The organism is Nonomuraea sp. NPDC049646, from assembly GCF_044465525.1.
GTDB lineage: Bacteria > Actinomycetota > Actinomycetes > Streptosporangiales > Streptosporangiaceae > Nonomuraea.
Window position 1 is genome coordinate 242,886 of record NZ_JBITLU010000012.1, and the last position, 24,500, is coordinate 267,385.

Annotated in this window: 29 protein-coding genes; 16 read left to right on the plus strand and 13 right to left on the minus strand. The window is 73.2% G+C overall.

Annotation, left to right across the window (positions count from 1 at the left end):
• Window positions 1-115: 115 nt before the first annotated feature.
• Both ACIBQ8_RS33405 and cynR read right to left on the minus strand, forming a co-directional pair.
• A complete protein-coding gene (locus ACIBQ8_RS33405) occupies window positions 116-424 on the minus strand; it encodes a hypothetical protein (protein WP_397178243.1) in 309 nt (102 codons plus the stop codon).
• A gap of 346 nt (window positions 425-770) precedes the next feature.
• Entirely contained in the window at window positions 771-1,679 is a 909-nt protein-coding gene (cynR, locus tag ACIBQ8_RS33410; protein ID WP_397193909.1) for a transcriptional regulator CynR, read from the minus strand.
• 123 nt (window positions 1,680-1,802) lie between these two features.
• Between cynR and ACIBQ8_RS33415 the strand changes: the two genes are divergently transcribed.
• The 3 genes from ACIBQ8_RS33415 to ACIBQ8_RS33425 all read left to right on the plus strand — a co-directional run bounded on the left by ACIBQ8_RS33415 (window position 1,803) and on the right by ACIBQ8_RS33425 (window position 3,522).
• Window positions 1,803-2,390 (plus strand): carbonic anhydrase, encoded by a 588-nt coding sequence (locus tag ACIBQ8_RS33415; protein WP_397193910.1) that lies wholly within the window; start codon window positions 1,803-1,805, stop codon window positions 2,388-2,390.
• An 87-nt stretch (window positions 2,391-2,477) separates the two neighbouring features.
• Entirely contained in the window at window positions 2,478-2,948 is a 471-nt protein-coding gene (gene cynS, locus ACIBQ8_RS33420; protein WP_397178240.1) for a cyanase, read from the plus strand.
• Window positions 2,949-3,021: 73 nt separating this feature from the next.
• A complete protein-coding gene (locus ACIBQ8_RS33425; protein ID WP_364342447.1) occupies window positions 3,022-3,522 on the plus strand; it encodes a nucleoside deaminase in 501 nt (166 codons plus the stop codon).
• 16 nt (window positions 3,523-3,538) lie between these two features.
• Here ACIBQ8_RS33425 and ACIBQ8_RS33430 read toward each other — a convergent pair whose 3' ends face one another.
• Window positions 3,539-4,450: a LysR family transcriptional regulator gene (locus tag ACIBQ8_RS33430; RefSeq protein ID WP_397178239.1), complete on the minus strand. Its 912-nt coding sequence runs from the start codon at window positions 4,448-4,450 to the stop codon at window positions 3,539-3,541.
• Window positions 4,451-4,547: 97 nt separating this feature from the next.
• Here ACIBQ8_RS33430 and ACIBQ8_RS33435 point away from each other — a divergent pair, with 97 nt between their 5' ends.
• Window positions 4,548-5,006 carry a nuclear transport factor 2 family protein gene (locus ACIBQ8_RS33435; protein WP_397193911.1) on the plus strand — a complete coding sequence of 153 codons (459 nt, stop codon included), beginning with the start codon at window positions 4,548-4,550 and terminating at the stop codon, window positions 5,004-5,006.
• Window positions 5,003-5,536 (plus strand): YceI family protein, encoded by a 534-nt coding sequence (locus tag ACIBQ8_RS33440; RefSeq protein WP_397193912.1) that lies wholly within the window; start codon window positions 5,003-5,005, stop codon window positions 5,534-5,536. The genes ACIBQ8_RS33435 and ACIBQ8_RS33440 overlap by 4 nt, the downstream gene beginning before the upstream one ends.
• Here ACIBQ8_RS33440 and ACIBQ8_RS33445 read toward each other — a convergent pair whose 3' ends face one another.
• On the minus strand, window positions 5,537-5,965 hold the full coding sequence (locus ACIBQ8_RS33445) for a VOC family protein (RefSeq protein ID WP_397178466.1): 429 nt from the start codon (window positions 5,963-5,965) through the stop codon (window positions 5,537-5,539).
• Between the two features lie 194 nt (window positions 5,966-6,159).
• On the minus strand, window positions 6,160-6,345 hold the full coding sequence (locus tag ACIBQ8_RS33450) for a hypothetical protein (RefSeq protein ID WP_397193913.1): 186 nt from the start codon (window positions 6,343-6,345) through the stop codon (window positions 6,160-6,162).
• Window positions 6,346-6,587: 242 nt separating this feature from the next.
• Here ACIBQ8_RS33450 and ACIBQ8_RS33455 point away from each other — a divergent pair, with 242 nt between their 5' ends.
• The gene (locus tag ACIBQ8_RS33455; RefSeq protein WP_397193914.1) at window positions 6,588-7,652 is read left to right on the plus strand and encodes a LuxR C-terminal-related transcriptional regulator; all 1,065 of its coding nucleotides are present in this window, start codon (window positions 6,588-6,590) and stop codon (window positions 7,650-7,652) included.
• A gap of 56 nt (window positions 7,653-7,708) precedes the next feature.
• Window positions 7,709-8,113 carry a tRNA (N6-threonylcarbamoyladenosine(37)-N6)-methyltransferase TrmO gene (gene tsaA, locus ACIBQ8_RS33460; protein ID WP_352331243.1) on the plus strand — a complete coding sequence of 135 codons (405 nt, stop codon included), beginning with the start codon at window positions 7,709-7,711 and terminating at the stop codon, window positions 8,111-8,113.
• 16 nt (window positions 8,114-8,129) lie between these two features.
• Here the strand turns inward: tsaA and ACIBQ8_RS33465 are convergent, their stop codons facing one another.
• Window positions 8,130-8,816, minus strand: a complete 687-nt coding sequence (locus tag ACIBQ8_RS33465; RefSeq protein WP_397178465.1) for a response regulator — start codon at window positions 8,814-8,816, stop codon at window positions 8,130-8,132.
• Window positions 8,817-8,837: 21 nt separating this feature from the next.
• Window positions 8,838-10,040 carry a sensor histidine kinase gene (locus ACIBQ8_RS33470; protein WP_397193915.1) on the minus strand — a complete coding sequence of 401 codons (1,203 nt, stop codon included), beginning with the start codon at window positions 10,038-10,040 and terminating at the stop codon, window positions 8,838-8,840.
• 157 nt (window positions 10,041-10,197) lie between these two features.
• Between ACIBQ8_RS33470 and ACIBQ8_RS33475 the strand changes: the two genes are divergently transcribed.
• The gene (locus ACIBQ8_RS33475; protein ID WP_397193916.1) at window positions 10,198-13,536 is read left to right on the plus strand and encodes a BTAD domain-containing putative transcriptional regulator; all 3,339 of its coding nucleotides are present in this window, start codon (window positions 10,198-10,200) and stop codon (window positions 13,534-13,536) included.
• Between the two features lie 249 nt (window positions 13,537-13,785).
• Here the strand turns inward: ACIBQ8_RS33475 and ACIBQ8_RS33480 are convergent, their stop codons facing one another.
• The 3 genes from ACIBQ8_RS33480 to ACIBQ8_RS33490 form a co-directional block, all read right to left on the minus strand.
• Window positions 13,786-14,055 carry a hypothetical protein gene (locus ACIBQ8_RS33480; RefSeq protein ID WP_397193917.1) on the minus strand — a complete coding sequence of 90 codons (270 nt, stop codon included), beginning with the start codon at window positions 14,053-14,055 and terminating at the stop codon, window positions 13,786-13,788.
• A gap of 114 nt (window positions 14,056-14,169) precedes the next feature.
• Entirely contained in the window at window positions 14,170-14,751 is a 582-nt protein-coding gene (locus ACIBQ8_RS33485) for a TetR/AcrR family transcriptional regulator (RefSeq protein ID WP_397193918.1), read from the minus strand.
• Between the two features lie 132 nt (window positions 14,752-14,883).
• A complete protein-coding gene (locus ACIBQ8_RS33490) occupies window positions 14,884-15,138 on the minus strand; it encodes a hypothetical protein (RefSeq protein WP_397193919.1) in 255 nt (84 codons plus the stop codon).
• Between ACIBQ8_RS33490 and ACIBQ8_RS33495 the strand changes: the two genes are divergently transcribed.
• From ACIBQ8_RS33495 to ACIBQ8_RS33505, 3 genes are all read left to right on the plus strand, one after another.
• Window positions 15,122-16,030 carry an SDR family NAD(P)-dependent oxidoreductase gene (locus ACIBQ8_RS33495; protein WP_397193920.1) on the plus strand — a complete coding sequence of 303 codons (909 nt, stop codon included), beginning with the start codon at window positions 15,122-15,124 and terminating at the stop codon, window positions 16,028-16,030. The two genes, ACIBQ8_RS33490 and ACIBQ8_RS33495, sit on opposite strands and share 17 nt — an antisense overlap.
• Window positions 16,031-16,124: 94 nt before the next feature.
• Window positions 16,125-16,580 (plus strand): hypothetical protein, encoded by a 456-nt coding sequence (locus ACIBQ8_RS33500; RefSeq protein ID WP_397178226.1) that lies wholly within the window; start codon window positions 16,125-16,127, stop codon window positions 16,578-16,580.
• A 303-nt stretch (window positions 16,581-16,883) separates the two neighbouring features.
• Window positions 16,884-17,867: a serine hydrolase domain-containing protein gene (locus tag ACIBQ8_RS33505; protein WP_397193921.1), complete on the plus strand. Its 984-nt coding sequence runs from the start codon at window positions 16,884-16,886 to the stop codon at window positions 17,865-17,867.
• Between the two features lie 7 nt (window positions 17,868-17,874).
• Here ACIBQ8_RS33505 and ACIBQ8_RS33510 read toward each other — a convergent pair whose 3' ends face one another.
• The 3 genes from ACIBQ8_RS33510 to ACIBQ8_RS33520 form a co-directional block, all read right to left on the minus strand.
• Window positions 17,875-18,681: a hypothetical protein gene (locus tag ACIBQ8_RS33510; protein WP_397193922.1), complete on the minus strand. Its 807-nt coding sequence runs from the start codon at window positions 18,679-18,681 to the stop codon at window positions 17,875-17,877.
• Between the two features lie 69 nt (window positions 18,682-18,750).
• Window positions 18,751-19,179 (minus strand): NUDIX domain-containing protein, encoded by a 429-nt coding sequence (locus ACIBQ8_RS33515; RefSeq protein WP_397193923.1) that lies wholly within the window; start codon window positions 19,177-19,179, stop codon window positions 18,751-18,753.
• Between the two features lie 42 nt (window positions 19,180-19,221).
• On the minus strand, window positions 19,222-19,476 hold the full coding sequence (locus ACIBQ8_RS33520; RefSeq protein ID WP_397178222.1) for a hypothetical protein: 255 nt from the start codon (window positions 19,474-19,476) through the stop codon (window positions 19,222-19,224).
• 132 nt (window positions 19,477-19,608) lie between these two features.
• Here ACIBQ8_RS33520 and ACIBQ8_RS33525 point away from each other — a divergent pair, with 132 nt between their 5' ends.
• From ACIBQ8_RS33525 to ACIBQ8_RS33545, 5 genes are all read left to right on the plus strand, one after another.
• Window positions 19,609-20,382 (plus strand): alpha/beta fold hydrolase, encoded by a 774-nt coding sequence (locus tag ACIBQ8_RS33525; protein ID WP_397193924.1) that lies wholly within the window; start codon window positions 19,609-19,611, stop codon window positions 20,380-20,382.
• 114 nt (window positions 20,383-20,496) lie between these two features.
• Complete coding sequence (locus ACIBQ8_RS33530) at window positions 20,497-21,240, plus strand: VOC family protein (protein WP_397193925.1); 744 nt, start codon at window positions 20,497-20,499, stop codon at window positions 21,238-21,240.
• 300 nt (window positions 21,241-21,540) lie between these two features.
• The gene (locus tag ACIBQ8_RS33535; RefSeq protein WP_397178219.1) at window positions 21,541-22,503 is read left to right on the plus strand and encodes an ankyrin repeat domain-containing protein; all 963 of its coding nucleotides are present in this window, start codon (window positions 21,541-21,543) and stop codon (window positions 22,501-22,503) included.
• A gap of 98 nt (window positions 22,504-22,601) precedes the next feature.
• Window positions 22,602-23,504 carry an alpha/beta fold hydrolase gene (locus tag ACIBQ8_RS33540; RefSeq protein ID WP_397193926.1) on the plus strand — a complete coding sequence of 301 codons (903 nt, stop codon included), beginning with the start codon at window positions 22,602-22,604 and terminating at the stop codon, window positions 23,502-23,504.
• 168 nt (window positions 23,505-23,672) lie between these two features.
• The gene (locus tag ACIBQ8_RS33545; protein WP_397193927.1) at window positions 23,673-24,479 is read left to right on the plus strand and encodes a hypothetical protein; all 807 of its coding nucleotides are present in this window, start codon (window positions 23,673-23,675) and stop codon (window positions 24,477-24,479) included.
• Window positions 24,480-24,500: the final 21 nt, after the last annotated feature.

Below are 24,500 nucleotides of genomic sequence, written 5' to 3' on the forward strand. Positions count from 1 at the left end.
GGCGCCTGGCGGACCGCTGACGGTGACCGCCCGGGGGCGCGTTGCGGGGACCTAGGCCTCACGGCGCGGCCGGCCGGCGCCTGTCCGGGCGCCGGCCGGCCGTGCGAGTCGCGGGTCAGGGGTTGTCGTAGCCGATCCACTGGATGTACCAGCCGAACTGCTGGGCGGTGCCCGGGGACAGCGCCGACGCGTCACGCCATTGCACGTAGACGCGGAACTTGGTGGCGGTGGCGTCGTAGACGGCGCTGGGGCCGACCAGGTTCCACTGGTTGCCGCCGGTGCTGCTGATGGAGGTGACGTAGACGGGACGCCCGGAGAAGTGCGCGGAGCCGGTGTCGACGTCGATGTAGATGCCGTTGGAGCCGTAGGCCTGCCAGCCCTGTCCGGGGTTGGTCTGACCGGCGGCGATGCGGGCGGTGGGCATGGGGGGTCCTTCCGTCCGGGGAGTTTGTCACGCTCAGTATTCGATCCACCACGAAAAGTGTCGAGGTCAGGAATCCTTGGCCCCGCGGGCACAGGAATCGAGCCCGAAAAGGGTCTGGCCACGTGCCGGGACCCGTGCGCTCCTCCACGACGGGACTGACGGCGACGGCGGCCCGGCCGGGACGACGGAGCTGGTCGCGGCCGCCTACCGGTCGCCCGACGGCGGATGGCACCCGTTGCCCGGCTCCCAGCCCGAGACCACGGCGTCCGGCGACACCGGCCATGCCCATGGCGATCCTGAAGCGGCACAGCAGGCCCAGACCGGCGGGGTGTAGGCGCGCCCGGCTTCAGGCGGGTTGGGTGTAGCCGCGGGAGCGGACGAAGTCCCGGGTGAGCTCGGTGAAGGCGCGGGCGGCGGCGCTGCGGTAGGCGCCCTCGCGGTGCAGCAGGGTGACGGTGCGGCTGGGCAGCGGCGGGTCGAGGGGGACCGGTGTGAGGTGCGGATGGTCGTGGGTGACGGCGTCGGGCAGGACGGTGGCCAGCGGGGTGCGGCGCACGATCTCGGTGAGCGCCTGGATGGAGTTGGCCTCGACCGCGATGCGGGGCGCGGCCCGGTGGCGGGCGAAGTAGGCGTCGATGTGGCCTCGGGTGGCGAAGTCGCCGCTGAGCAGGGCGAGCCGCTCGTCCTTGAGCGCGCCCACCGGGAGGGGGACGGCCGGCGTCCGGGCGTGCGGGGTGCCGGTGACGAGGCTGAGGGTCTCGGTGAACAGCGCGGCGGGGGTGATGCCGGGCAGGTGGGGGCCGGCGAAGGCGATGCCGAGGTCGAGGTCGTCGGCGAGCAGGGCCGCTTCCATGCGGTCCTGGGGCATCTCGGTCAGGGTGAGGCCGACGGCCGGGTGGCGCGCGTACAGCTCGGCGGTGAGCGGGCCGACCAGGTAGGCGGTGAAGGTGGGGGTGACGCCCAGCCGGAGGTGGCCGCGGGACAGGTTCTGGACGTCGTGCACGGCGCGTTCGGCGGCGGCCAGGTCGCGAAGCGCGCGCCGGGCGTGGTCGGTGTAGACGGCCCCGGCGTCGGTGAGTCGCACCGCGCGGCCGGTGCGGTCCAGCAGTTGCACGCCCAAGGTCCGCTCGAGCTGCCTGATCTGCTGGGAGAGCGTGGGCTGCGAGATGTGCAGCTCCTCGGCGGCGCGGGTGAAGTTGCCGTGTTCGGCCACGGCGAGCAGGTAGCGCACGTGACGCAGTTCGAGAGCGGCCATGGACAAACTATAGACCAGACCAATGACTTTCAGGCGGAACATCTCTTGGACACTATAGACCCAGGTCATGCATGCTGGATGTCAGCAGCCCGAAAGGGCCGGCCACCGCCGAAGGGAGTGACCATGCAGAACCTCGCCGAGGGCGTCGCCCGTTTCCAGCGGGACGTCTTCCCGGCCAAGGCGGAGCTCTTCGCCCGTCTGGCCACCCATCACACACCGCACACGCTGTTCATCGGCTGCTCCGACGCCCGCGTCGTCCCCGAGTTGATCACCGGCACCGAGCCGGGTGACCTGTTCGTCATCCGCACCGCCGGCAACCTGGTGCCCGCCTACCGCCCCGAAGCCGACGGGGTGGCCGCGAGCATCGAGTACGCGGTCGCCGCGCTGGGCGTGCGGGACGTCGTCGTCTGCGGCCACTCGGCGTGCGGCGCGATGACCGCGCTGGCCGAGGGGCACGACCTCAGCGGCGCCCCGACCGTCGCCGCCTGGCTGCGGCACGCGGACGCCTCCCGGGCCCGCACCCCCGCCCACGGTGACGTGCCGGGCCTGGTGCGGCAGAACGTGCTCGCCCAGCTGGCGAACCTGGCCACCCACCCGTCGGTCGCCCACGCGCTGGCGGCGGGGAAGGTCGCCCTGCACGGCTGGGTCTACGACATCCCGACCGGCCGCGTCGAGGAGCTGACCGCCGCGGGCGCCGCGCTCATCGCCTGACCCGGCTCCGGGGTTCCCGCCCGCGACCTGCCTGCGGGGAGCCTGCAGCCATTCCGACACCACCCGAAGAGAAGGACGTAACCAACCATGGTGCACGCACAGTTCGACCCCACCGCCCGCCAGGCCCTGGCCGCCGCCGCCGTCGAGGCCAAGACCCGCAAGGACCTGACCTGGCAGCAGATCGCCGACGCCGCCGGCCTGTCGGTGGCCTTCACCACCGCCGCCGTCCTCGGCCAGCACCCGCTGCCGGAGAGCTCCGCCCGCGCCGTGGCCGAGCTGCTGGACCTCGGCGAGGACGCGGCGACGCTGCTGCAGACCATCCCGGTCCGCGGCTCGATGCCGGACCGGATCCCGACCGACCCGACCATGTACCGCTTCTACGAGATGCTCCAGGTCTACGGGACGACCCTCAAGGCCCTGGTCCACGAGCAGTTCGGCGACGGCATCATCTCCGCCATCAACTTCCGGCTCGACGTGAAGAAGGTCGCCGACCCCGAGGGCGGCGAGCGCGCCGTCATCACCCTGGACGGCAAGTACCTGCCGACCAAGCCCTTCTGACCGGGCCTTTCCGACAGAACCCTTCCGGCAGGGCCCACCGACAGGGCCCTGCCGACCACTTCCGGAGGACTTCATGGACTTCGTCCAGCGCACCATCGACCTCGCCCGCCAGAACGTCGCCGAGGGCGGCCGCCCGTTCGCGACCGTCATCGTCAGGGACGGCGAGCTCCTGGCCGAGAGCGCCAACAAGGTCGCCCAGACCGGCGATCCGACCGCCCACGCGGAGATCCTCGCCATCCGTGAGGCCTGCACCAGGCTCGGCACCGAGCACCTGACCGACGCCACCATCTACGTGCTCGCCCACCCCTGCCCGATGTGCCTGGGGGCGCTGTACTACTGCTCCCCGGCCGAGGTCGTCTTCCTCACCACCCGGGACGCCTACGAGCCCCACTACGTGGACGACCGCAAGTACTTCGAGCTGGGCACCTTCTACGACGAGTTCGCCAAGCCCTGGCAGCGGCGCCGGCTGCCGATGCGCCACGAGCCGCGCGCGGACGCCGTCGAGGTGTACCGGTTCTGGCAGGAGCGCAACGGCGGCGAGCGCCGCGTCGCGGGCGCGCCCACCACCGCGTAGGGCGGGGGAGCGGACCTCAGCCCGGCTCGCCGGTCCCGCCGAGCGAGAGCGGGCCGAGCTCGGCGGCGGTCCTGGCCAGCGCGCGTACGGCGGGACCGTCGGCGGTGGACGACCAGACCAGGGCGAACCGGAGAGCCGGGGCGTCGTGCAGCGGCACGAAGACGACGCCGGGCGGCCGGTTGTAGCGGGCCGCGATCTCGCCCAGCGGATGGACGCACTGCCCGGCGGCGACCAGGGCGAGGATCTCGTGGAACGTCCGCGCGACCGGCCCGCGCGGGATACGGCGGCCCAGCGGCGTGCGGGTGGGGACCATCGACGCCACCCAGTACTCCGGAGCCGCGGGGCCCAGGTCGACGACATGCTCGTCGGCCAGGTCCTCCAGCGACGCGCCGCCCCGCCCGGCGAGCGGATGCCCGGCCGACACCGCCAGCACCCGGCCGGTGACGAGCACGGTGGGGCCCACGGTGAGGTCGGGTTCGGCCACCGGCAACCACAACACGTGCGCGTCGGCGTCCCCGGCGCGCAGGGCGGCGAACGGGTCGCCGCCGGTGACCTCGCTGAAGCGGACCTCGGCGCCGGGATGGCGGGCTTGGAAGGCGTCGACGAGCGGGCGCAGCTCGTAGCCCGCGTGGCCGAACACGCCCAGGCGCAGCGTGCGGCCCGCGCCCACCCCCGCGGCCTCGGCCCGGGCCAGCCCCTCCTGGAGCAGGTCGTAGGCCTGCCGCAGATCCTCCCGCAGGCGGCGGCCGACGGGGGTCAGCGCCACCCGCCGGCTGGTGCGGTCGAACAGCGCCACGCCGAGACGCCGTTCCTGCCTGCTGACGGCCTGGCTGACGCGGGCCTGCGAGACGCGCAGCCGCTCGGCGGTACGGCCGAAGTGCAGCTCCTCGGCGAGCGTCAGGAAGATCTCGACGTCCCTCAGCTCCACAGATAACCCCCATGTTATGGATCGCCCCACGAACCCTACCTTGTTCGGCCTCCGACCTGCCCCGATGCTGGACGCACCACCTGAGGGGGAGATCCACATGACCGACCTGCAAGCCATGGCCGACCGCGTCGAGATCGAGGCGCTGTGCGGCGAACTCACCGACGCGGTGCTGACCCGCGACTACGACCGCGTCGAAGCCCTGTTCACGCCCGGCGGCGTCATGCGGTGGCCGCACATCGGCAAGGAGTTCGCCGGACGGGAGGCGATCCGCGCCGGGATCGAGTGGGGGCAGGGCCTCTGGGAGTTCTTCGTGCAGAACGTCCACCCGGGCGTCATCCGGATCGACGGCGACACCGCGACCGGCCGGACCTACATCCACGAGTTCGGGCGGATGCGCGACGGCGGCTCCCACACCAACCACGCCGTCTACCACGACCGCTACCAGCGCACCGGCGACGGCTGGAAGTTCGCCGAACGCGTCTACGAGGTCAGATACCTCGACACCAGTCCGCTGCCGGGCTCGGCCCCCGCCGGCGACCAGGAGCGCCCGGCATGACGACCAGCCTGCGCGCCCTGACCGGCGACTACGTCCTCGATCAGGCCCGCACCCGGATCGGCTTCGTCGCCCGGCACACCGTCGGCCCCGCCGTGCACGGGCAGTTCGACCGGTTCGCCGGAACCGGCCACCTGGACGGCGACGACCCGTCCAGGTCGCGCGTCGAGCTCACCGTCCAGGCGGCCAGCGTCCGGACCGGCAACCCGCAGCGCGACCGGTACCTGCGGGGCAAGTACCTCAGGGACGCCGACCACCCGGTGATCACCTTCACCTCGGACCGGGTGGAGCGGACCGGTGAGGCGGCCTTCCGGGTCACCGGGGACCTGAGCATCCGCGGCGTGCGCAACCCGATCACCCTGGAGCTGGAGCTGACCGGCGACGGGGACGACCTGCGGCTCAAGGGCGGCGTCACGATCGACCGCACCGACTGGGGCGTGAAGTGGACCGCCGTCGCCGGGCTCGTCGCCAGGAAGGTGGCGCTGGAGCTCGACCTCGCCGCCACCCGGCGGCCCGCCCCCACCGGGGGCTGATCACCCGCCGAGCTGCTGGGCCAGCCCGACGACGATCCCCTCGGGGCCGCGGACGTAGCACAGCAGGTAGCTGTCCTCGAACCGCTCCAGCGTGCCGACGAGCTCGGCGCCGTGCCGGCGCAGGCGTGAGACGACGTCCTCGACGTCGTCGACGGCGAACATGACGCGGCGGATGCCCAGCGTGTTCGCCGGCGGGTCCGCCGGTTCGGGGCGGATCGGCTGCGGAGTGTGGAACATGGCCAGCTCGATCCCGCCGGAGCCGCCCGGGATCCGCAGCATCGCGACCTCCTGCCGGACGCCGTCGAGCCCGATGACCCGTTCCGCCCAGCGCCCCTCGATCGGCCCCCTGCCCTCCAGCTCCATGCCGAGTTCGAGGAAGAACGCGATCACCGCGTCAAGGTCTTCGACGACGATGAGCACGTTGTCCATCCGCTGGATCGCCACGCCGGGCCTCCTTCGTCAAATGCGGCCGCTCGCCGGCCGCCGATGTTCCCAGGACGGAGCCGGCGCCGCGTTCTCGACACGCCGCCGGCGAAATGCCGGTCCCACCTTGTCCCCCCGGGCGGGCCGCCCACCAGATGCCGATGTCATCAGACGGCCCGTGAATCCTGCAGATCCGCCTGTCAGGCGCTCGCCAGGGGCCCGAAGAACGCCCGCACGTCCGCCGCCAGCAGCTCCGGCGCCTCCAGCGCCAGGTACGCGCCGCCGCGGTCGAGCCCGGTCCAGCGCCGGACGTCGGCGTCCCGCTCGGCGAAGCGCCGGATCGTCACGTCGTCCCTGGCCAGCAGCACGGCCGTGGGGACGGTCACCCGCGGCTTGGGCCGTAGGCGCCCGGGTCGTGGCCGACCTCGAAGTAGAGGTTGGCGACCGACCCGGCGGTGGCGGTGAACCACATGAGGCTGACGTCGGTCAGGACGCGGTCGCGGGCATGATCTGTTGAACCCCAGGCCCTCCCGCATGAAGGTCTGCATGATGCCCAGGCGGCGCTGCTCGTCGGCGGTGAACTCGTCCTCGTCCGGCGAGGGGAAGGCGACCCAGGCGTTGACGGTCCATGATCTGGTTCGACGGCGACCGCGACATGGCCTGGCGCACCGCCGAGCAGCTCGACGCCCTCCAGGTGCCGCCGGACGACGAGGTCGCCCCGGTGCACCGGCTGTCGCGCTGGTTCATCGCCATGGCGCTCGGCCGGCCGGCCGACGGGCTGCCGGCCCTGGCCGAGGTGGTGGAGTCGGCCCGCGCGCCGGCGAAGGCCGACCGCCGCGGGCTGCTGCTGATCGGCGGCCTGGGCCTGGCCGACTACGACGCCCGCACCCACATGCTGGCCTCCGCGGCCACCGCCACGATCCGGGCCGAGGGCATGGTCGGCCTGCTGCCGCAGGCGCTGACGTTCCTCTCCCGCGTCGAGTACGCGCGCGGCCGCCACGCCGAGGCGCGCAGCCTGGCCACCGAGGCCGTGGCCATCTCCGCCGACACCGGCCAGCCCGCGTGGGCGCGCCAGGCGGCCGGGCTGCTGGACCGGTTCGCGGCCGTCCGGGGCGAGGCGCTCGATCCGGCCACCGCCCACCCGGGCGCGCTCGCCCTGCTCCACCTCGGTCAGGGACGTTCCGGGCAGGCCCTGCTCAGCCTGGAATCGCTCGTCTACGGGCGCTCCCGCAACCGCATCCAGGCCATGCACCACGTGCCCGACCTGGTCGAGGCCGCGCTGCGCAGCGGCAGGATCGCCCGCGCGGCGGAGCCGTTCGCCCGGCTGGAGTCGTGGGCGGCGACGCTGGGCCGGCGCTGGGCCGACGCCCTGGTCCTGCGCTGCCGGGCGCTGCTGGACACCGCCGGCGACCCCGGCGCGCACTTCCGCGCCGCGCCGGCCGCGCGCACGCGTACCGAACTGGGCGCCACGGGCTGGAGCGCGCCACGCCGCACCGGCGCGGCCCGGTTCGCGCGGCTCACCCCGCAGGAACGGCAGATCGTGCAGCTGGCCGCCACCGGGCTGTCCAACCGGGACATCGCCGCGCACCTGTTCCTGAGCCCGCGCACGGTGGGCCAGCACCTGTACAAGGCCTTCCCCAAGCTGGGCGTCACCGCCCGCGGCCAGCTCGCCGGCCTCACGCTCGACGAATGACCCCGCCGGACGGCGGTCTTGACCGGCGTCCCCGCACGGGGAAGGATCCAGGACTCGTGACCGAACACACGCTGCGCCCCGTCGGGCGCGTCGAGTCGACACTGACCGATCGCGCGGCGGCGCCCCGGCAGCCCGACGAGGGAGCCCCCGACGCCTGGCTGGTCTTCGACGACCGGTACGCCCCCGCCCTCGACGGCCTGACCCCGGGCACCGACGTCCTGCTGCTCACCTGGCTCGACCGGGCCGACCGCGACACCCTGGCCGTCCACCCGCGTGGCGACGCCGCCCGGCCGCTCACCGGCGTCTTCGCCACCCGCGCACCCGACCGGCCCAACCCGATCGGCCTGCACACCGTGCACATCCTGGCCGTCGAGGGCCGGCGGGTGCACGTCCGCAACCTGGAGGCGCTCGACGCGACCCCGATCCTCGACGTCAAGCCCCTGCTCACGCCCGACCGCTGAGCGCGGGCGTCCTGCGCTAACCCTGGTCGCCGGCGGACGTCCGGGGGGACAGCGGGTGGCCGGGGCGGACGAGGCCGGCGTCGTACGACACCACCACCACCTGCGCCCGGCTGCTCAACCCGAGCTTGGCCATCAGCCGGTTGAGATGCGTCTTGACCGTGCCCTCGCTCACCGACAGCCGCTCGGCGATCTCCTTGTTCGACAGCGCGTGCCCGACCAGCCGCAGCACCTCCGTCTCGCGCCCGGTGAGCCGGTCGAGTGAGGGGGCGGGCAGTGGGGCGGGCGGCTCGGCGAACGCCTCGATCAGCCGCCTGGTCGCGGCCGGGGCCAGCAGGATGTCGCCCGCCGCGACCGTGTGGATGGCGGCGATCAGGCGTTCGGGCGGGGTGTCCTTGAGCAGGAACCCGCCGGCGCCCAGGCGCAGCGCGTTGTAGACGTACTCGTCGAGGTCGAACGTGGTCAGGATGAGCACCTTGGGCGGCGGGTCGTGGGCGGCGGCCAGGATGCGCTCGGTCGCCGTCAGGCCGTTGATGCCGGGCATCCTGATGTCCATGAGGATCACGTCGGGCCGCAGCGTGGCGGCCAGGCGAACGGCCTCCTCACCGTCGGCGGCCTCGCCCACGACCTCCAGGCCCGCGGCGCGCAGGAGCGCGGCCAGACCCGCGCGGATGAGCACCTGGTCGTCGACGACGAGGACTTTGATCTCGCACCTGCTTCACGGTCGTCACGGCGGCCGATCGTCGGCGCCGGGCACGGGGAGCGGGAAGGTCGCCAGCACCTCGAACCCGCCCTCGGGCAGCGGCCCGGCGATGATCGACCCCTGGTAGAGCCTGACACGTTCAGTCATGCCGATCAACCCGTGGCCGCCGGAGGGCTCGTCCTCCGCCTGGACGGCGGCGCCGTCGTTGCTGACGCGTAACGTCAGCGTGGCCGGCCCGTAGCCGATGTGGATCTCGACCCGGCCGGGGTCGGCGTGCTTGAGCACGTTCGTCAGCGACTCCTGGACGATGCGGTAGGCGCACAGGTCGAGACCGGACGGCAGCGGCCGGGCCCGGCCCTCGACGACGAGCTCGGTGGCGACGCCCGCCCCGCGCATGCGCTCGACCAGCGGATCGAGGGCCAGCAGGCCCGGCGCGGTGGCGTAGAGGCCCTCGTCGTCGTCGTGGGCCTCGATGCGCAGGATCGACAGCAGCCGGCGCATCTCGGTCAGCGCCTCGTGGCTGGTGTCGGCGATGACGCCCAGCGTGGCGTGGGCGGTGGCCGGGTCGCTCAGCGCCACGTAACGCCCCAGCCCGGCCTGTACGGAGATGACCGACATGTGGTGGGCGACGACGTCGTGCAGCTCGCGGGCGATGCGCACCCGTTCGCGGGTGACCGCCCGCCGGGCGGCGGCGCCCTGCTCCGCGCGCAGCTGCGCGGCGAGGTCGGCGAGCTGCGCGGTGCGCTCCGACAGCAGCCGCACGCTGGTGCCCGCGCCTGCGCCGCAGGCCGCCACGATGCACGACTGCGCGGCGGCCGACCACAGCGCCAGGCCCGGCTGCTGCACCGAGGCGTAGGTCCACTCGACGACGATCAGCGCCGCACCGGCCGCGCACCACGCCCACGACCGGTGGGCGGCCACGGAGTAGAGCGCCACCAGCGGCCCGATGCTGTTGAGCCCGTGGTGGTAGCCCAGCACGTGGTAGACCAGCGAGGCGCCCACCGACACCAGCAGCACCGCCACCGGCGTCGCCCTGCGCAGCGCCAGCGGCGCGTTGACCAGCACGGTCAAGGCCGCCGACAGGGCGTCGCCCGGCCGGCCCCGGCCCGGCTCGAACATCTCCCACAGCCAGGTGCCGACGACGAGCGCCAGGGCCACGGCGCCGTCGAGCAGCAGCGGGTGGACCGCGAACACCCGCCGGACGATGGACGGGGCGGTGAAGGGCACCCGTCACGCTAACCCCGGCGCCGCCGCGGGCGCATCAACCCGGGGGTGGACATCGGCTGCCGCGGAAGTTGCAGACCCCCGCGTCCCGCCCGCGACTGATTTCCGCATCACCCTCACGACTGACGAGACCGGGCCGGGCAGCGGCCACGATGGAGCGATGTCGCGAACCTCTCGTCACGAGGAGACAGCCGATGGGGAACGGTGCGGAGGGCTCGGACAGCACGGCCCGGACGGCGGGACCGGCGAGGAGGGCGTGCGGTTCCGGGTGCTCGGGCCGTTCGAGATCGTCGGCGCCCGCGGCCCGATCAGCCTCGGCGGGCCACGGCAGCGCGCCCTGCTCGCCCGGCTGGTGGCCGCCGCCGGGACGGTCGTGTCCACCGACACGCTGATCGAGGACCTGTACCGGGGCAGGCCGCCGGCGACCGCCGTGGGCTCCGTCCACGTCTACGTGTCGAACCTGCGCCGGGTGCTGGAGCCGTCACGCGCGCCGCGCACGCCGCCCCGGCTGCTGGTGGCCCGCCGGCCCGGCTATCTCCTGGCCACCGCGGACGTCGACGCGCTGCGCTTCGGCAGGCTGGTCGCGGACGCCGAGCCGCGCCCGCCCGCGGAGGCGCTGCCGCTGCTGGAGGAGGCACTCGGGCTGTGGCGCGGCGTCCCCTACGGCGAGTTCGCCGACGAGCTGTGGGCCGCCGCGGAGGTCAACCGCCTGAACGAGCTGCGCATGAACGCGATCGAGTCCCGCGCCCGGGCGCTGCTGGACGCCGGCCGCCCGCAGCCGGTGATCCACGAGCTGGAGTCCGAGACGGCGGAGCACCCGCTGCGGGAGCGGCTGTGGTGGTTGCGCGCCCTGGCTCTCTACAGGTCCGGACGGCAGGCCGACGCGCTGGCCACGTTGCGCAGGGCGCGGCAGGTCATCGCCGATCAGCTCGGCCTCGATCCCGGGCACGAGCTGCGGGAACTGGAGAAGGACATCCTCCGGCAGGCGCGGTCGATCACCCCGCCGCCCGAGCCGGCCGGTGAGGACCCGCCCCCGCGGCCCGGCCAGGCCCGGCGCGCGGTGCGGGGGCGGCTGATCGGCCGCGAGCGGGGGCTGGCGGAGCTGGCGGCACTGCCCGGCGCGACGCACCACAACGGCGTCGTGGTCGCCGCGGTCAGCGGCGAGCCCGGCATCGGCAAGACCCGGCTGCTCCAGGCGTTCCGCGACGACTGCGCGGACCTCGGACATCTGGTGCTGTGGGGCCGCTGCCGCGGCGGGGAGGGCGTGCCGCCGCTGTGGCCGTGGCTCCAGGTGCTGCGCGCGCTGGCCGCCGCCGTGCCGCCCGCGCAGCGCCAGGCGCTGGGCGGGCTGCTGGACGACGACTGGCCCACCGGCGCGCCGGCCTCGCCGCACCGCAACCGGGCCGTCGCCCGGTGGCTCGCCGAGGCCGCGCGCGCCCGCCCCCTGGTGATCGTCCTGGACGACCTGCACTGGGCGGACTCCGCCACCCTCGAACTGCTCAGGGACGTCGCCGTGCTGTCCGAGGCGTACCCGGGCGAGCGCCCGTTGCTGCTGGTCACCGCCTTCCGCGACGCGGCGCACGACGACCGGACGGCGACCCCCGCCGCTCCCTTCAACCTCTCGGTGAACGAGGTCCTGTACCAGCTCGCCCGCTACGACCTCGTGCGCATCCGGCTGAGCGGCCTCGACGCCGACGACGTCGCGACGCTCGCCCGGGAGATGGGCGTCCCGGTGGACGGCTCCACGGCCGAGCTGCTGACCCGGCGGACCGGCGGCAACCCGTTCTTCGTGCGCGAGAGCGTCCGGCTGATGGCGCAGGGGCAGGGCCTGGAGGTCGTGCCCGACGCGGTGTCCGACCTGATCCGCCGGCGGCTGGCCGTGCTCGGGCCGCGCGCGACGGAGATACTCCAGCTCGCCGCGCTGATCGGCCGCAGTTTCGATCCCGGCCTGGTCGTCGAGGTGTTCCGGGCCTGCGCGTCGTGGCCGGAGCAGACCTACGAGCTGCTCGACTGGGCCGCCCAGGCGGGGCTGGTCACCAGCGGCGACGGGGTCATGACGTTCGTCCACGACCTGGTCAGGGAGACGCTGATCGCCGGCGTCCCGCCGCTGCGCAGGGGCGTGATCCACCGGGAGGTGATGCGGGCCCTGTCGGCCAGGCCGAGCACCGACGTGACCGTCATCGCCCACCACGCCGTGCAGGCCGGGCCGCTGGCCTACCGGGAGACCGCGCACTGGGCCCGCGCCGCGGCCGGGCAGGCGAGCCGGCGCATGGCGCACGAGGAGGCCGCCGCCTGGTGGGGACGCGCCGTCGCCGCGCACGGCGCGTGCGACGGCGACCCCGCCCAGCACGTGGAGCTCCTGCTGCACCAGGTGCGCGCCCTGCTGGACGCCGGAGACGCGATGGGCGCGCGCGCCCTGCGGGCCCAGGCCCTGCGCGTGGCCCAGCGCGCCGAAGCCGATCCCGCCCTGACCACCCGCGCGCTCACCGCACTGGACGCGCCGGCCATCTGGACGCTGCGCAACCCGTACGAACCGGTGGAACTGCGGCTGGTCGAGCAGTTCGAGGCCACGCTGAGCGCGCTGCCCGAGACCGACAGCGTCGAGCGGACGCTGCTGCTCGGCGGCCTGGCGCAGGAACTGTACAACGGCAGCGACGACGACCTGCGATGCCTGTCACTGTCGGCCGAGGCCGTGGCGATGGCCCGCCGGATCGCGGACCCCCACCTGCTCATGCGGGCGCTGAACGCGCGCGCGTTGTCCGTGCCGCAGGCCACCCACGTCGCCGAGCTCATGGAGATCGCCGAGGAGCTGCACGGCCTGGCCGCGCGGACCCGGACGCCGGGGTTCGAGCTGCTCGCCCACATGATGGACACCCACTACCGGCTGGAGATGCACGACCTGGCCGGGGCCGACCTGGCCGCCGCCCGCTGCGAGGCGCTGCTCGACGACCTCCAGCTCCCGTGGCCGCGGTTCCAGCACACCATGTGGCGGGCCAACCGGCTCACCCTGGCCGGCCGGTTCGCCGCGGCCGACGCGCTGTACGGCGAGGCCGAACGGCAGGCCAAGCGGATCGGCATGTGGTACGCGGGCGCCGTCGCGGTGAACGGCCGCCTCATGCTGTACTACCAGCGCGGCGCCATGGCCGAGGCGGGGCCGCTCATCGACCTGATCAGCGGCATCCACCCCACCGTGGAACACGACGCCCGGGTGCTGGAGCTGTGCGCCCAGGGGCGCCGGAGCCAGGCCGTGGCCCTGGCCGGGCAGGGGTGGCCCGCTCCGCCGATGGACTGGTCGTGGCTGACCATGACGTGCCTGCAGGGCGCGGCCCAGGCCGCCGCCGGCGACGTGGCGGCCTGCTGGACGACGTACGAGAAGCTGCTGCCCTACGCCGGGCGGATCTCCGGGGGGTCGGCGGTGGCCTGCATCGGGCCGGTCGACCACTTCCTGGCCGTGCTGGAATCCGCGCTGGACGCCGGCACCGACGCCGCCGGGGCGTGACGGGCCATCGGTCACCGGGTGCCGTCGTGCCAGCGGCCGACCAGGTCGGCGTACAGGGGGGAGCGGTCGATCAGCTCCCGGTGGGTGCCGGGTGAGCACGGTGGTCCCGTCCATCAGGAGCACCTGGCGGGCTCTGGCGGCCGAGCTGATGCGATGCGCGCATCTCACGCCACAACCTCATGCTGATCGGATTCGAGACGTTCCCGGTGGCCGCGGCGGCGGCCGGGCGGGCCGCCGCCGTCAGGCCGATCAGTAGAAGAGGCTGAGCGCGAAGCGCGAGCCGGACACCTCGCACCGGAAATCCTGGACGATGCCGCCGCTGGTGACGGCGCTGAAACCGGCCCGCACGCACTGGTCGCGGTACTGGTAGTACCCGGCGAAGTGCCACGACCCGGAGTCGGCCGATGCGGACACGGGGGATGCGGACACGGCCGACGCGGGCATGGCGAAGCCGGCCACGGCGCCGAAAGCGAGCCCACCCGCGACGACGGCGGCCGCGGTCAGACGTCGAATGCTCATGTTTCCTCTTCTCCTCAGGGAACGAACGGCGTTCTGCCGTCAAGATGTGCCAGGAGACTTGGGAAACACTTGTGGGCCGTCCTTAAGGCTGCGGCGGCCTCCTTAACGCGACCTTCAGGACGTGTCCCGTCCGGTCCGCAGGCCGTCGAGGATGAGCGCGAGGTAGCGCCGCCACGGTTGCGCGGCGCCGTCGGACGGCAGGTCCATCACCGAGTCGATCATCGAGACGATGGGCGCGATGTCGCCCACCGTGATGTCGGCGCGCAGCGTTCCCTGTTCCTTGGCGCGGGCGATGAGGCGGGCGCAGGACTCGGCGATGCCCTCCCTGGCGCGCTCGATCGGCTCGCTCTCGCCCGCGCCCCGCCGCATCAGCTCGCGCAGCCCGCGGTCGGTCGCGGCCTGTTGCAGGGCGTGCTCTATGAAGGCTCTGAGGGCTTGGTAGGCGTCCTGTGCCGCCTGTGCGGCCTGTGCCGCGGCGCGGATGTCGTCGAGCTTGCCGGCGTAGACGGCCTCGGCCAGGACCTCCTTGTTGGGGAAGCGGCGGTAGACGGTGCCGACGCCGAGCCCGGCGTGGTGGGCGACGTCGTTGAGCGTGGCCTGCAGCCCGCGCGCGGCGAACACCTCCCGCGCCGCCGCCAGGGTGCGCTGCCGGTTGTGCTCGGCGTCGCGGCGCAGCGCCGGTGTCTCTTCGCTCATGGCATCCCGTCCGGTCGGCTAACTGGATACATCATATCCGCTTCGTGTTAGGCTCCACGACGTAACCGGATATGCCATATCCACTTCGGTGGATGTGCCGGCGAGAGCGGGTGAACATGCAGACCGGGATCATCACTGGCCTACCTCGGCCGTTTCGTGCTGAGCCACGGCCTGCACGACGTGCTGCGGGCCGCCCGGCGTCCGGTCGTCATGAACGTGGGCTCGCCCGGCGTGCCGCTGGGCCCAGCCGAAGGAGATCGAGTCCATGGCCGCGCCTTCGGCCGGGACGACGCCCTGCGCCTCCATGAGCTCATCCGGTAACTGATCTCGCGCTGACACCAGCGTCCCGACCGAAAGGAGACGAACACCGATGACATCGAACGACATGACCGGCAGGACCGCCCTGATCACCGGCAGCACCGGGGGGATCGGCATGGAGACCGCGCGCGGCCTGGCCAGGCTCGGAGCCTCCGTGATCCTGGTGGGGATCGACCCCGTCCGGGCGCAGCGCGCCGCGCGGGAGATCCGCGCCAGTGCCGGACACGACCGGGTGGACGCCCTCGCCGCCGACCTCACCGGCCTCCACGGCCTGCGCCGGATCGCCGCCCAGGTCGCCGAGCGCCACGACACGCTGGACGTCCTGGTCAACAACGTCGGCCTGAACCGGCCGCGCCGCGAGCTGACCGACGACGGCGTGGAGAAGATGTTCGCCGCGCACGTCCTCACCCCGTTCACCCTCACCCACCTGCTGCTGCCGCAGCTCAGGCGGGCCGGCCGCGCCCGGGTCGTCAACCTGACGGGCGGCATCCCCGGCGGCCCCATCGAGCACGACAACCTGCTGGGGGAGCGGCGCTTCATCGGGTGGACGTTCAGCCACTACAACCACACCAAGACCATGACGATGGCGCTGACCGTCCGGCTCGCCCGGGAACTGCGCGGCACGGGCGTGACGGCCAACGTGGTCTACCCCGGGCACGGCTACACGCCGATGAACAGGGCGACCCCGATCGGCGCGTTCCCGCGGCTCTACCGGCCGATCGCGCCCCTGGTGCTGAAGGTCGTCGCGCCGCTCTTCCTGTCGGACCTGACCCGATCGGCCCGTTCCAGCATCCATCTGGCCGTGAGCGCGGAGGTGGAGGGCCTCACCGGCGCCTACTTCGACGACCGGTGCCGCCGCAGGCCGCTGCCGGCCAGCGCGCTCGACGAGCGCAACCAGAACGCGGTGTGGGACCTGTGTTCCCGGCTGAGCGCCGGCATCTTTAGCGAATCTACAATGTAAAGGCGGTCTCCCGGATTCGTTCCCGAATCCCGCCCGGCAAAACCAGGCGCCGACAGACCTAGGCGTCGCCGGGGCCCGCTTCTATGCTCCGTTCGTGGCGGACATCAGCTACTTCGACGCGTGGGGGTTGTGGCTGCACGGCAGGTCCACGCTCGGCACCGATCTGCTCGGGCTGCCGATGATCTGGTGGGGCCGCTTCGGCAAGATCCTCTCGTTCGTGTCCGGCGCGGCGGTCGTCGTCGACCTGGTGGGTCCGGAGCGGCTGACCCGGTATGGCGCGTGGTTGTCCCGGTTCATGGCGAGAAGGCCCAGCGGGGGGCCGTTCATCGCGGGTCTTGCCACGGGGGCGGGCGTCGCGGCTGTCGTCGTGCCGCTCGACGTGCCGTGGTTCCTGGGGGTGCTGCTCGGGTCGATGCTCGGTGGCGCCGCGGGCCTGCTCGCGGTCAGGGCCGGGCGGACGTTGCAGGATCCGGAGCTGCCGATGACGTTGAAGTGGGTGTCCTTGGGGTTGTTCTTCGTCGGTTTCCATTTCGACCTGCTCGCCTCCTAGTGCCCGGAGGAAGCGGGGGTTGGCCAGAAGGCCGAAAAGGCGTCCTTCGCAAGTCGGAGGTCGCCGGCGCGGAATCAGGGTTTCCGTAGGGGATTACTCCGACGCCGTGCCGCCCTCCCGTGCCGGATCTTGGTACGGCGGAGGCCGAGAGCCGGGCTCCGTGAATCGGAGGGCAACGTGAGGGGAAGACGCGCCGGCGCGGCCGTCGTGGCGTGCTTGACCGTGTCGTTGGCGGCAACGCCTGCCGTGTCCGCCGCTGCGGCGGCGGACGGGAGCCGGAGCGGTCGGCCGGCTTTGCAGGCGATGCTGGACAAGGTCGTCGCTGGTGGTGCGGTCGCCGCGATCGCCGAGGTGCGCGACGGCGACAGGACGTGGCGGGCCGCCGCCGGCAGGGCGAGGGTGGACAGCGCCCGGCCGGCTCCGGTGGACGGGCGTTTCCGGGCCGGGAGCGTGACCAAGTCGTTCACGGCGACCGTGGTGCTGCAACTGGTGGGCGAGGGGAAGCTGCGTCTGTCCGACAGTGTGGAGCAGTGGTTGCCGCAGCTCGTGGACGGGGGCGCCGGCATCACGGTCAGGCACCTGCTCCAGCACACCAGCGGCCTGCCCGAGTACACGACGGGCATGATGGACGAGGCGGGCATCCCCAAGGAGCGTTTCCGCACCTGGTCGGCGCGCGAACTGGTGGAGAGAGCGGAGAAGCTGCCGCGTGACTTCCCGCCCGGGTCCGCGTACGGGTACTCCAACACCAACTACATCGTGCTCGGCATGCTGATCGAGCGGGTCACCGGCAGGCCGTACGCGACGGAGGTCAGGGAGCGGATCCTGCGGCCGCTCGGCCTGCGGCACACCCGCGTGCCGGGAGCCTCGCCGGAGGTGCCCGGCCCGCACGCCCACGCGTATGTGCCGGTCACCAGGGGTGGCGTGGTCGTCCCTGTCGACGTCACGCGGTTCGATCCCACGATGGCCGGTGCGGCGGGGGAGATCATCTCCACCACCGAGGACGTCAACCGGTTCTATCGCGCGCTGTTGCGGGGGAAGCTGCTCCGTCCTGGTCTGCTGGCGGAGATGAAGGATCCCGGCACGACCGAGGGGTACGGGCTGGGGCTTGAGCTGGCGCCTCTTCCGTGCGGGACCGCGTTCGGCCACGGCGGCGGTGCTCCGGGCTACCTGACGGTGGCGTTCAACTCGGCCGACGGTTCGCGGCAGGTCACAGTGTCGATCACTCCGTTGTCCGGCGACCCTCATCAGGCGGCGATGGCCCTGCTGACCTCTGCCCTGTGCCCTTAGATCGAGGTCAGCCGGTGGTTCCGGGGAGGAACGCGGCGGTGGCGGCGGACAGGAGCGGCCCGAGGATCACCAGGCCCGTCTGCAGGTCGGTCATGAGGTTGTGGTCGACCTCCAGGATCTGCTCCAGTTTCGCGCGTTCCTCGGCCCGGACGACGACCGTCGCGGCGTCGTCGGCGTCCCCGAGGGGGAGGAGGCCGTCGCAGAGGCGGGTGGCGGCTTCCCGTAGCGCGGCGCGGGCCGGTGCGTAGGCCAGGGCCACGAGCAGTGACCCGTTGCCGCCGAAGATCAGGACGACTCCGGGAGGCGCGGGTGCGGGGGCGGCGCCGAGGGCGAGCGTGGCCAGTGCGACCAGCAGGCCGAGGGCGCCCAGCAGTCGCCGCAGCAGCCGGCGGAAGCTGATCAGCGTGGCCACGCGCGTGCCCGGGCCGCCTTCCAGCGCCCCGGCCGACCGGCGGATTCCTGACATGGTGGCGGCGGCCGGGAGGGCGCCCAGGCAGGCGATCGCCGACAGGGCCCAGCCTCGCCAGCCGGCGAGCGGATCGGGGGACAGGAGCAGGGCGAGCACGACCAGCAGCAGGGCCACCAGCGCCAGGGCGCCGAGCGGCCGGAGCGCCTCGCCGACGCGTGCGGGACGCAGGGCCGTCAGCTCTCTCCAGCGCTGGACGCCGTAGGCGAGGACGGCGCCCGAGGCGGCGGTCAGCGCCAGGGCGAGGGCCGCCCACACCTCCCACCGGGGGGCCGTCCGGTAGGCGGAGGTGAGCACGATCGCCAGGCCGAGTGCGAGCGCCGTCACGACGGCGACGGTTCGGAGCACGGGTTCCCCCTGACCGCGGGGCCGGAGCCGGACGGCGATCGTGTCAGATGCCCCGGCCGGTGTCCATCCTCATCCCTCGATGCGGTCCAGCCAGGCGTCCTGGGTGTCGGCCAGCTTCTCGGTCAGCGGTAACGGGACGAAGCGGCACGCGAAGTCCATGCCGGCGTCGGTGCCGTCGCCGTACACCCGGTGCTGCCAGGCGTCGGCGCTGTCGGGGGCGGCGGTGAGGTGGAAGAACGTCGTGTGCCGGGGCCGGCCGTTGTCCTCGCGAGGTTTGTGGTCGACCGCGATGGGCCCGACGACGGTGACGTCGGTCAGGCCGGTCTCCTCCGCGACCTCCCGCAGGACGGCCTGTTCCAGGCTCTCGCCCGGCAGGACGCCGCCCGCCGGCACCTGGGTGCCGGCTTCGGGCACGTGGACGTGATCGAAGACGAGGAGTTCCGGGGTGGTCCGGTGGCGGACGACGTAGGCGGCGACGCGGATTCTCGGCTCGGGCATCCGTTCATGGTCGCAGACGCCGAGCCGGGAATCCCGTGCGGTCTACGAGACGTACAGCAGCCAGTAGGGGGGCTTGGCGTAGATGCTGTTCAGGCGGCAGGCGGCGGTCTTGCCGGCGGCGGTGTACGGGGCGGCGGCCCGGGCGCAGGCGTCCGAGGTGGGGTAGACGCCGACCAGGACGGGGGTGGCGGAGGTCTGCGCCGTGGCGGCCTGGGCGGCGGCGGGGAAGGCGAGGGCGGTCAGGACGAGTCCGGCGCCGGCCGCGGCGCGGCGGAAGGTGTTCGTGGTGATAACCATGGGCCGAACGGTAGGAGTCGTCCCCTGCCGTGGTCGTCAAAGCGGTCCTTGATCGCCCGTCCTCCTGGGGGATGATTTCCGCGGCCGGGACGTCGTCCGCCCGGCAGGGTGGAGTGTGGTCGAATCGCTGCCATGACGATCGAGTACCTCCCCGTCTCCGGTGACGGCCGCCTGTGGGCCGAGCAGGCCGGCGACGGGCCTGCCGTGGTTCTGCTGCACGGTTCCGTGCACGACAGCCGTCTTTGGGACGGCGTCTTCGCCGAGCTGGCGCGCCACCGCACCGTGATCCGGTACGACGCGCGGGGACTGGGCCGTTCGACGCCGCCGACCGCGCCGTTCCGCTACGAGGACGACCTGCTCGCGGTCCTCGACCACTTCGGCGTCGAGCGTGCCGCGCTGGTGGGGTTGAGCATGGGCGGCGAGGTCGCGCTCGACTTCACGTTGGAGCATCCGGAACGGGTGCGGTCCTTGACCTTGGTCGCGGCGTCGGCCGGTGGCCATGACTGGCCGCGCTCTCCCGAGCTGGACGCCTACGCGGCGGCCGACCGCGGGGACGACCCCGGCCGCCTGGCCGAGATGGAGCTGACGCTGTGGGCCTCGCTGGGGGACCGGGCGCCTGGGTACGCGGCGATCCGGGACATGGTCACCGAGAACGCCCGGCTGCGGGTGGCGGCCGAGAAGGGCCATGCCCGTTTCGCGGAGGTGGGCGCCGTCGAGCTTCTCGGCCGGGTCGCGGTGCCCACGACCGTGGTGGTCGGCGACCACGACCATCCGGAGATCGGCGTGATCGCCCGCCGGCTGGTCGCGGGCGTTCCCGGCGCGCGCCTGGAGATCGTCGCCGGGGCCGATCACTACCTGCCGTTGCGCGCGCCGGAACGGCTCCTGGACGTCCTGCTCAACGACTGACATCCGGCGCGCGAAGCCGGCGACCCGGCGCGCGAAGCCGGCGACCCGGTGCGCGGAGCCGGCGGCCCGGTGCGCGGAGCCGGCGGCCCGGCCGCCGGGCATAGGGTGATTTGCATGGCATTGCGGCTGGTTCAGGTGAATTTCAAGACCCGGGACGACGCGGCGCTCGGCCGGTTCTGGGCGGACGCGCTCGGCTGGGGCGTCTCCAGCGAGGGCCCCGGCGTGACCAACGTCGAGCCCGTGGGTTTCGCCTGGCCCGATCCCGGCGCCGTCTGCGTCGACGTCGTCACCGTCCCCGACCCGGAGACGGTGCGGTACCGCGTGCATCTCGATCTCGCCACCACCTCCGAGGCCCATCAGGCGGAGCTGGTGGCGCGGCTGGAGGGGCTCGGCGCGAAGCCCGCCGACGTGGGCCAGGGTGACGTGCCGTGGGTGGTGATGGCCGATCCGGAGGGCAACGTGTTCTGCGTGCTGGAGCCCCGGGAGATCTACCGGGACACCGGGCCGATCGCCGCGGTGGTGGTCGACTGTTCCGACCCGCGGGCCATGGCCCGGTTCTGGGGCGAGGCGGCGGGCTGGACGGTGCACGAGGCCGGCGACGATCACGCGCGGCTGCGTGCGGCCGAGGGGGTCGGGCCCTACCTGGAGTTCCTGCGCACGACGCCGGGCCCGAAGACCGTGTGGAACCGGGTGCACATCGACCTGCTGCCGCACCGCGGCGCCGACCAGGCGGTGGAGGTGGCCCGCCTGGCCGGGCTCGGCGCGACGTCCGCCGACGTGGGGCAGGGCGACGTGCCGTGGGTCGTGATGGCCGATCCGGAGGGCAACGAGTTCTGCGTCCTGGGCGCGCCGCGCTGACCCGCCGGCGCTCAGTCGTGGCCGAGGAGCCGGCCGACCTGGCGACCGCCGCCGCCGGTGCGTTCCTGTCCGGCCCGCACGCCACGCTCGCCGGCCCGACCTTCCGGGGATGGCCCGACGCCCAGCCCTGATCCGGCCCGCCCTTGTCCTCGGCGAGGCGCTGGGGCAAGGAGTTGCTGGTGCGGGCGTCCACCGGGAGAGGGCGGCTGCCCGCCGTCCGGACGATCTTCGAAAATTGTCCGTGCCCTCCGCCATGATGGCACCGCTCGTCTCCGAATGAGGGATCTTGAAGGAGCTGTCATGACCGCACAGGAAACCCCCGGCTGGTCCGATCTGGGGTGGCACTCCTGGACCGACCTCGCCCTGGTCCGCGCCAGGCTGGCCGCGGGCGCCGACCCCGACGAAGGCGCCCGCTTCCACGGGCCTCCCCTGCACGCCGCGGCCGAGCGCGGTTCGCCGGACGTGGTCGCCGAGCTGGCCGGCCGGGTCGCCGACGTCGACGCCGAGTGCGAGGGCCGCACCGCGCTCTGGGAGGCGGTCTTCCACGACCAGCCGGACAACGCCCGTGCGCTGGTCGCCGCCGGAGCTGACCCGTGGCGGCCGATGATGGGCGGCTGGTCGCCGGGCCGGCTCAGCCTGGCCGGTCCGACGCCCGGCCTGTTCTTCCCGTTCCCGCCCGGCCACGCCCGGCTCACCGAGGCCGAGACGGCGGCCGTGGCCGAGGCCGCGCGCCTGGTCGGCGTCCTGGAGGGCATCGACGGCGACGGCTTCAGCCTGACGTGCGTGCGCGGTGTCAGCGCGGCCGAGGCGGCGCGTCTGCTGGCCGCCGAGCCCGCCACCGAGGAGGAGCTCGAAGAGGTCGAGGAAGATCCGTTCGACGACGACGCGATGCAGTTCGTCGGCGTCACCGACGTGCCCGGCGGCTGCGTCGTCTTCCAGGACTGGGGCTACATGGCCGCCACGCCCGGCGTCATGAAGGCGCTGTCGGCGGGCACGGTCGCCTACGGCATGTACGCCAATCCCAAGAGCGGCAACCAGGGGAGCGTCTACCGCGACGGCGAGGTCGCGGAGTGGGACACCCATCCGGGCGGCGGCGACGCGTCCCCGGAGGACTCGCCGGAGGAGATCCTGCGCAAGTTCCTGTACGACGGGTGCGCCGAGGCGTACTGCTTCGCCGGCGCGGGGCTGCGTCCTGCCGACGACCGCTCGCTCACGGAACCGGCTGCCTTCCTGCGGCTGCCCGACGGCGACCACTGGGCCTGACCGTTCTCCCTCCCGGTCGCCGGTGCCGGCGTTCTGCCAGCCGGGTGACAGCCCCGGCGGCCAGTCTGCTGTCTCCACCAACGTGAAGGCAGGGCGGGATGGGCGGCAAGAAGTCGATGCGGTGGCACAGCACGGACGTGACGTCGAAGGACGGCACGACGATCGCCGTGCTCAGCGCGGGCCGGGGGCCGGGGCTGCTGGTGATCCCCGGGAACAACCGGCGCGCCCACCACTACGGGGCGCTGGCGCGAGCCCTGTCCGGTACGCACAGCGTGCACGTGATCGAACGGCGCGGACGCGGCGGCAGCGGCCCGCAGGGCCCGTCGTACGGCGTGGACACCGAGGTCGACGACGCGCTGGCCGCCATGGACCGCACGGGCGCGCGCCTGGTCTTCGGGCACAGCTACGGCGGTCTCGTCGCCCTGCACGTCGGGTTGCGGCGCAGGGTGGCCGCGCTCATGGTCTACGAGCCGGGCGTGAGCATCGACGGCTCCTTCCCCGCCCGGTGGCTGCCGGCGTTCGAGCGGCTGCTGGCCGAGGGCAGGCACACCGCGGCGATGGCGGCCTTCCTCAAGGCCACCCGCCTGGTCCCGGTCGGCGACGCGCCGGCGCCGGTGTTCCGCGCGCTGGCGTTCCTGATGCTGCGCGGGGCGGAGGGGCGCGACATGCGGGCGATGATGGCGACCACCCCCGCCGAGCTCGGCGAGATCGTCCGCCTGGACTCCGACGGCGCCAGGTATGCCGGCGTCGGCTCCCCGGCGCTGCTGCTCGGCGGCGACAGGTCTCCCGGCTACCTCACCGCCGTGCCGGCTCGCCTGGCCCGTCTCATGCCCGACGCCCGGCACGAGATCATCGCCGGGCTCGACCACAACGCCCCCGACCTGAACGCCCCCGAGGTCATCGCCGAGCGGATCCGGGCCTTCACGCGGTCGCGCGTCACGGGGGCCGGAGGAACGATTTCGCTGAGCGGCGCCGCTGAGCCATGGCATTCCGACAACTGAATCTTGCCGGTCACCGGGAATGCGGTTTCGGTGTGGCGTCGAAGAGTGATTCGTGGCAAGTGTAAACATCGTACCGGTCTAGATGCCCTGATCGGCGTGCGGAAAGGCCGCATTCCGGTCTATGGGTTCGGATAGCGACTACGGGCTGCATTCCGAAAGGAACGGTACATGTTCTCACCCAATATACGAGCAAATGCCCTCAGCAACCCCACCCGGCCGACGGCGTCTCGTCTTGGGCGGACCATGACCCGAGCGGCCGTGCGCGGCTCGCTTTCGACGGCCCTCGTCCTGGCCATGACCCCCGCCGTGACCACGGCCGCGCACGCGGACGGCGACGGGCGGTGCGACCCGCACACCTTCTTCAAAATCCGTTCGCTCTCGCCGAGGAACTTCTTCATCCCCCGCACCCGCTACATTGACGGCCCCGGCGGCACCATCACGGTGACGGTGACCCGGGAATACGAGGTGAGGGCGTTCCGGGAGACGGAGAACGAGCAGCAACTCGTGATCACGACCGGAGATCTGGTGCGCAACCTGCGCAAGATGGGCGTGCCGCACCTCGAAGAACGGCATATGGTCTTCACCGGCCATGAATACAGCCGCACTATCACTAAAGGGATGTACGGCAATATGTGGTACCGCGTTTTCGGTTACCGCATCGGCTGGGCGGCTTGGTCGGTGCTCGGCACGTGCAAGCAGGTCGAGGTCGGCTCGGGGATAGCCAACGTGCCGGCCAGGGTGGAGGGCTGGCGGTACTGGGAGACCAGGCACCCCACGTTCAAGGGCCGCATCCTGTCCCTCGACGGCGCCGACCCCGGCGACGACAAGGGCGCGGGGCCGGGGTCGGGGGCGGCGCGGCCGCGACCGCGGCCCCGGCAGTGGCAGGGGCCGGCGCTGGCGCCCCTTGCCAGGCCCTCGTTGCCGCGCGAATCCGCCACGACCGAGAGGACCGGGACCAGGCAGCGCAGACGCTGAACCCCGATCACCCGCCCCCGT

What these genes read in the sequence shown, in the direction of transcription:
- ACIBQ8_RS33520 (WP_397178222.1), bottom strand. Translation starts at nt 19,476, where the DNA reads ATGGTTATCACCACGAACACCTTCCGCCGCGCCGCGGCCGGCGCCGGA.
- ACIBQ8_RS33480 (WP_397193917.1), bottom strand. Translation starts at nt 14,055, where the DNA reads ATGAGCATTCGACGTCTGACCGCGGCCGCCGTCGTCGCGGGTGGGCTC.
- ACIBQ8_RS33435 (WP_397193911.1), top strand. Translation starts at nt 4,548, where the DNA reads ATGACCGACCTGCAAGCCATGGCCGACCGCGTCGAGATCGAGGCGCTG.
- ACIBQ8_RS33515 (WP_397193923.1), bottom strand. Translation starts at nt 19,179, where the DNA reads ATGCCCGAGCCGAGAATCCGCGTCGCCGCCTACGTCGTCCGCCACCGG.
- ACIBQ8_RS33485 (WP_397193918.1), bottom strand. Translation starts at nt 14,751, where the DNA reads ATGAGCGAAGAGACACCGGCGCTGCGCCGCGACGCCGAGCACAACCGG.
- ACIBQ8_RS33545 (WP_397193927.1), top strand. Translation starts at nt 23,673, where the DNA reads ATGTTCTCACCCAATATACGAGCAAATGCCCTCAGCAACCCCACCCGG.
- ACIBQ8_RS33505 (WP_397193921.1), top strand. Translation starts at nt 16,884, where the DNA reads ATGCTGGACAAGGTCGTCGCTGGTGGTGCGGTCGCCGCGATCGCCGAG.
- ACIBQ8_RS33405 (WP_397178243.1), bottom strand. Translation starts at nt 424, where the DNA reads ATGCCCACCGCCCGCATCGCCGCCGGTCAGACCAACCCCGGACAGGGC.
- ACIBQ8_RS33530 (WP_397193925.1), top strand. Translation starts at nt 20,497, where the DNA reads ATGGCATTGCGGCTGGTTCAGGTGAATTTCAAGACCCGGGACGACGCG.
- ACIBQ8_RS33525 (WP_397193924.1), top strand. Translation starts at nt 19,609, where the DNA reads ATGACGATCGAGTACCTCCCCGTCTCCGGTGACGGCCGCCTGTGGGCC.
- ACIBQ8_RS33535 (WP_397178219.1), top strand. Translation starts at nt 21,541, where the DNA reads ATGACCGCACAGGAAACCCCCGGCTGGTCCGATCTGGGGTGGCACTCC.
- ACIBQ8_RS33425 (WP_364342447.1), top strand. Translation starts at nt 3,022, where the DNA reads ATGGACTTCGTCCAGCGCACCATCGACCTCGCCCGCCAGAACGTCGCC.
- ACIBQ8_RS33415 (WP_397193910.1), top strand. Translation starts at nt 1,803, where the DNA reads ATGCAGAACCTCGCCGAGGGCGTCGCCCGTTTCCAGCGGGACGTCTTC.
- ACIBQ8_RS33440 (WP_397193912.1), top strand. Translation starts at nt 5,003, where the DNA reads ATGACGACCAGCCTGCGCGCCCTGACCGGCGACTACGTCCTCGATCAG.
- ACIBQ8_RS33495 (WP_397193920.1), top strand. Translation starts at nt 15,122, where the DNA reads ATGACATCGAACGACATGACCGGCAGGACCGCCCTGATCACCGGCAGC.
- cynR (WP_397193909.1), bottom strand. Translation starts at nt 1,679, where the DNA reads ATGGCCGCTCTCGAACTGCGTCACGTGCGCTACCTGCTCGCCGTGGCC.
- ACIBQ8_RS33455 (WP_397193914.1), top strand. Translation starts at nt 6,588, where the DNA reads ATGATCTGGTTCGACGGCGACCGCGACATGGCCTGGCGCACCGCCGAG.
- ACIBQ8_RS33490 (WP_397193919.1), bottom strand. Translation starts at nt 15,138, where the DNA reads ATGTCGTTCGATGTCATCGGTGTTCGTCTCCTTTCGGTCGGGACGCTG.
- cynS (WP_397178240.1), top strand. Translation starts at nt 2,478, where the DNA reads ATGGTGCACGCACAGTTCGACCCCACCGCCCGCCAGGCCCTGGCCGCC.
- ACIBQ8_RS33445 (WP_397178466.1), bottom strand. Translation starts at nt 5,965, where the DNA reads ATGGACAACGTGCTCATCGTCGTCGAAGACCTTGACGCGGTGATCGCG.
- ACIBQ8_RS33475 (WP_397193916.1), top strand. Translation starts at nt 10,198, where the DNA reads ATGTCGCGAACCTCTCGTCACGAGGAGACAGCCGATGGGGAACGGTGC.
- ACIBQ8_RS33540 (WP_397193926.1), top strand. Translation starts at nt 22,602, where the DNA reads ATGGGCGGCAAGAAGTCGATGCGGTGGCACAGCACGGACGTGACGTCG.